The sequence below is a fragment of the Bradyrhizobium sp. genome, from assembly GCF_028868675.1.
Classification (GTDB): domain Bacteria; phylum Pseudomonadota; class Alphaproteobacteria; order Rhizobiales; family Xanthobacteraceae; genus Bradyrhizobium.
Genome location: NZ_JAGWUA010000282.1, coordinates 1 through 4,767 on the forward strand (window position 1 = coordinate 1; position 4,767 = coordinate 4,767).

Here is a 4,767-nt window from a genome sequence, read left to right on the forward strand (position 1 = left end):
CAGATGGCCGGCGTGCTCGGCGGCGCAGCCGATCGCGATCGCGCGTTCGACGCGGACGGCGCCGAACGCGCCGCCGCCGGCGGTCACGGTGCGCGCGATCGAGAAGAAGCGCTTGCCGTCGGGCAGTTCCAGCCATTGCGTGACGATCTGGCGCGGCGTCCGGAAGATCGAGTGCACCGACCACAGCGGGCAGGCGCCGCCGTGCCTTGCAAACGGAAAGCCGGCGCCGTCGAGCAGTTTCGAGACATTGCCGGCGGGATCGACGCGGATCAGGAAGAACGGGATTTTTTCCAGCCCCGGCCGTTGCAGCGTCGTGACGCGATGGGCGGTCTGCTCGAAGCTGGTGCCGAACTGGCGCGCCAGCGCCTCCAGATCGTAGCGGCGCGCGTCGACCGCCTTCGCGAAGGTGGAATAAGGCATGATCAGCGCGGCTGCGGCGTAGGCGGCGAGCGCGCGGCGCGCCAGGAGCGCGGCACTCTCGGTCGTGAATTTGGCGGCTTCCAGCGCCGCGCCGATCTCGTCGTCCAGCTCGAGATAGGCGAGCTGCTTGGCGAGCTGGAAATTGAGGCTCGCCGTGTCGAGGGAGTCCTCGAGCAGCAATTGCCGGCGATGGAGGTCCAGCCGCCTGACCGAGCCGAGCATGACGTTGGGCGGGAGATAGCGGACCTGGAGGTCGTGGCGAGATCGAAGCCGCTCGATGAATCCGGCCGGTCCCGAAGGCGCATGGACGATGCGCTCAGCGGCATCGTCGATGCTCGCAAAATTGTTGCGGCGGGCGGCGAGAAACCGCCTGACTTCCGCAACGGGATCGCTGGCGTCGAACTCGTCCTGGCCGGCTCGTGCGGCGCCGGCGACGTCCGGCGCCCGTCGCTCCGCCAGCGCCAGCTGTTCCTCGCGATAGGCGGTGTAGAGGCGAAGGAAGGCTTCCGTCATTCCGGGATAGCTGACGGCAAGGTCGCTCACCTCGAGCGCGGGGATGTCGATGTCGGCAAACATCGGCTCCTTCAGCACGGACTGCATGCGGGCCGTGTGATCGACGCCGCCGTCGCCGGCGAGATCGGCGAGATCGATCTTGTAGGTGCGGGCGAGACGGAGCAGCATGTCCGCGGTCACCGGCCGCTGGTTGCGCTCCAGCAGCGCGACATAGGGCGCGGAGATCTCGAGGTCGGCGGCCATGTCCGCCTGGGTCAGCCCGAGATCGCGCCGCAGCCGTCGCAGTCGCGGGCCCATGAAGACGGATCGGGTGCTCGCAGTTGTCATGGCGGTATCCGGATGCCTGTAATGTTTTTACAAGAATACACCAATATCCTGTAAAGTGTGACAAGTTTTCCGCGCCATGGCTGGGTAAGTCGCCTCCTCGTGCGTAATACCGATCCCAGACTGTCACCGAAGGGATCACGGACATGAACTTCCAACCGCGCGGAATCAGCGACCGGGCCATCCAGGGACCGGCGTCCTATCAGAGCGAGATCGAGGCGGCCCAGGCGTTGCTCAAGACCAAGGAAACCTGGAACGGCGTCACCGCCGAAGCCGTGGCGCGCATGCGCCTGCAGAACCGCTTCAGGACCGGCCTCGATATCGCCCGCTACACCGCGGCGCTGATGCGCGCCGACATGGCCGCCTATGACGCCGACCCCACCAAGTACACCCAGTCGCTCGGCTGCTGGCACGGCTTCATCGCCCAGCAGAAGCTGATCTCGATCAAGAAGCATTTTGGCTCGACCGATCGCCGCTACATGTACCTGTCCGGCTGGATGATCGCGGCGCTGCGCTCCGAGTTCGGCCCGCTGCCCGACCAGTCGATGCACGAGAAGACCTCGGTGCCGGCCCTGATCGAGGAGCTCTACACCTTCCTGCGCCAGGCGGATTCCCGCGAGCTGAACGACATCTTCCGCGCGCTCGACAAGGCGCGCAAGGAAGGCGACAAGACCCGCGAGAAGGAGCTGATCGCGAAGATCGACAGCTTCCAGACGCATGTCGTTCCCGTGATCGCGGATATCGACGCCGGCTTCGGCAACGCGGAGGCGACCTACCTGCTCGCCAAGAAGATGATCGAGGCGGGCGCCTGCGCGCTGCAGATCGAGAACCAGGTCTCCGACGAGAAGCAGTGCGGCCACCAGGACGGCAAGGTCACCGTGCCGCACGAAGTGTTCCTCGCCAAGATCCGCGCCTGCCGCCACGCTTTCCTCGAGCTCGGCGTCGAGGACGGCATCATCGTGACCCGCACCGACTCGCTCGGCGCAGGCCTCACGCAGCAGATCGCCGTCAGCCACAAGCCCGGCGACCTCGGCGACCAGTACAACAGCTTCCTCGACTGCGAGGAAGTGACGGCGGCGAACGCGAGGAACGGCGACGTCATCATCAACCAGAACGGCAAGATGATGCGCCCGAAGCGGCTGCCCTCCAACCTCTACCAGTTCCGTCCCGGCACCGGCGTGGACCGCTGCGTGCTCGACTGCATCACCTCGCTGCAGAACGGCGCTGATCTCCTGTGGATCGAGACGGAGAAGCCGCATATCGAGCAGATCGCCGAGATGGTCGACCGCATCCGCAAGGTCATCCCGAACGCCAAGCTCGCCTACAACAACTCGCCGTCCTTCAACTGGACGCTGAATTTCCGTTGGCAGGTGTACGACGCGATGAAGGAAGCCGGCAAGGACGTCAGCAAGTACAACCGCGCCGAGCTGATGAAGGCGGAGTACGACAATACGCCGCTGGCGATCGAGGCCGATGAGCGCATCAGGACCTTCCAGGCGGATTCGGCCAAGCGCGCCGGCATCTTCCATCACCTGATCACGCTGCCGACCTATCATACGGCCGCGCTGTCGACCGACAACCTCGCCCGCGAGTACTTTGGCGAGCAGGGCATGCTCGGCTACGTCAAGAACGTGCAGCGCGCGGAGATCCGTCAGGGCATCGCCTGCGTCAAGCACCAGAACATGGCCGGCTCCGACATCGGCGACGACCACAAGGAGTACTTCGCCGGCGAAGCCGCCCTCAAGGCGGGCGGTGCCCACAACACGATGAACCAGTTCGGCTGACCGAACGGCTCATTGACGGCCTGGCGGGGCGATCTCAGCGGCGACAACGCCGTCGGGGTCGCCCCGTAATCGTTTTGGGCCCAGTGCCGTAGCCCGCATGGAGCGCAGCGGAATGCGGGATTCTTCGCGGCATCCCTGGATTTTGCTTCGCTCCATCCAGGCTACGCTCGTGCTCAACGCCCTACGAGATCGCGATGATCTCCAGTTCCTGACCTGACGCGCCGACGACGTCGCCGACGCTCTTGCCCATCAGGAGCCGCGCCACCGGCGACACGAAGGAAATGGAACCCGTCTTCGGGTCGGCTTCATCCTCGCCAACGATGCGATAAGTCTGCACGCGGTCGTCGTTGCGCCGGAAGGTCACCGTGCTGCCGAAGGCGACGGTGTCGGCCGAGGCGGGAGCGGCGACGACCTGGGCGGTCCGCACGCGCGCCGCGAAGTAGCGCGCGTCGCGCAGCGGAATCGCGGCCTGTCGCCGTCGTTCATTGACGTCCTCGATCGTCTGCGCCGCCTCGTAGGCTTCGCGGGCCTGTCGGAGTTGAGCCTCCAGGGCCTTCAATCCCGCTTCCGTGACGAGGTTGGGATGCGACGAAACCGGTCGGTCGGGCAGCAGGGTTTCCGATGCGGTTTCTGCACTGTCTTCCTTGGTAAAGGCAACGCTCACGCAAAACTCCTTCTCAGCGCCACCCGAGCGCCGGCGCGACGTGAACCAAAATCGCCTCGATCGCGTGCGCATTGTAGGCAACGCCCAATTGATTGGGCACGGTGAGCAGGAGCGTGTCGGCCTCGGCGATGGCCTCGTCCTGCCTCAGCTGCTCGATCAGGACATCCGGCTCGGCGGCGTAGCTGCGGCCGAAGATGGCGCGGGTGTTGGCGTCGAGGAATCCGATTTGGTCGTCGGTCTCACCCCCCGCGCCGAAATAGGCGCGGTCGCGATCGTCGATGAGCGCAAAGATGCTGCGGCTGACGGAGACGCGCGGCTCGCGCCCGTGGCCGGCTTCCTTCCAGGCGGCGCGGTAAGCGCGGATCTGTGCCGCCTGCTGCACGTGGAAGGCTTCCCCGGTCTCGTCGCTCTTGAGCGTCGAGCTCTGCAGGTTCATCCCGAGCTTTGCCGCCCAGACCGCCGTGGCGTTCGATCCGGCGCCCCACCAGATTCGCTCGCGCAGCCCTTCCGAATGCGGCTCGAGGCGCAACAGGCCCGGCGGATTCGGAAACATCGGGCGCGGGTTGGGCCGTGCGAATCCCTCGCCGCGCAGGAGGTCGAGGAAGATCTCCGCATGGCGGCGGCCCATGTCGGCGTCGCTCTGGCCCTCGGCCGGCTGATAGCCGAAATAGCGCCAGCCATTGATCACCTGCTCGGGCGAGCCTCTGGAGATGCCGAGCTGAAGCCGGCCGCCGGCGATCAGGTCGGCGGCGCCCGCATCCTCGGCCATGTAGAGCGGGTTCTCGTAGCGCATGTCGACGACCGCGGTGCCGATCTCGATGCGGCTGGTCCTCGCGCCGACCGCCGCCAGCAACGGGAAGGGCGAGGCGAGTTGGCGGGCGAAGTGATGCACCCGGAAATAGGCCCCGTCCGCGCCCAGCTCCTCGGCCGCGACGGCAAGCTCGATGGATTGCAAGAGCGTATCCGCAGCCGAACGGGTCTGCGATTGCGGCGAGGGCGTCCAGTGCCCGAACGAAAGGAATCCGATCTTCTTCATGCGGATTATCTAGGCATGCGTGAGCC

4 protein-coding genes are annotated in these 4,767 nt (G+C 66.0%); 1 reads left to right on the forward strand and 3 read right to left on the reverse strand.

What is annotated here, in order from left to right; translation table 11 throughout:
* The coding region (locus KGM94_RS23560; protein ID WP_300264623.1) for a helix-turn-helix transcriptional regulator at window positions 1-1,260 on the reverse strand (1,260 nt) is incomplete at its 3' end.
* 143 nt (window positions 1,261-1,403) lie between these two features.
* Here KGM94_RS23560 and KGM94_RS23565 point away from each other — a divergent pair.
* On the forward strand, window positions 1,404-3,041 hold the full coding sequence (locus KGM94_RS23565; protein ID WP_300264625.1) for an isocitrate lyase: 1,638 nt from the start codon (window positions 1,404-1,406) through the stop codon (window positions 3,039-3,041).
* 181 nt (window positions 3,042-3,222) lie between these two features.
* On the opposite strand, the gene greA is transcribed toward KGM94_RS23565, so the two are convergent.
* Both greA and KGM94_RS23575 read right to left on the reverse strand, forming a co-directional pair.
* Window positions 3,223-3,705: a transcription elongation factor GreA gene (gene greA, locus KGM94_RS23570; protein ID WP_300264629.1), complete on the reverse strand. Its 483-nt coding sequence runs from the start codon at window positions 3,703-3,705 to the stop codon at window positions 3,223-3,225.
* A gap of 13 nt (window positions 3,706-3,718) precedes the next feature.
* Complete coding sequence (locus KGM94_RS23575; protein WP_300264627.1) at window positions 3,719-4,741, reverse strand: LLM class flavin-dependent oxidoreductase; 1,023 nt, start codon at window positions 4,739-4,741, stop codon at window positions 3,719-3,721.
* Window positions 4,742-4,767: the final 26 nt, after the last annotated feature.

Coding starts and splice junctions, on each gene's coding strand:
- KGM94_RS23565 (WP_300264625.1), top strand. CDS start 1,404: ATGAACTTCCAACCGCGCGGAATCAGCGACCGGGCCATCCAGGGACCG.
- KGM94_RS23575 (WP_300264627.1), bottom strand. CDS start 4,741: ATGAAGAAGATCGGATTCCTTTCGTTCGGGCACTGGACGCCCTCGCCG.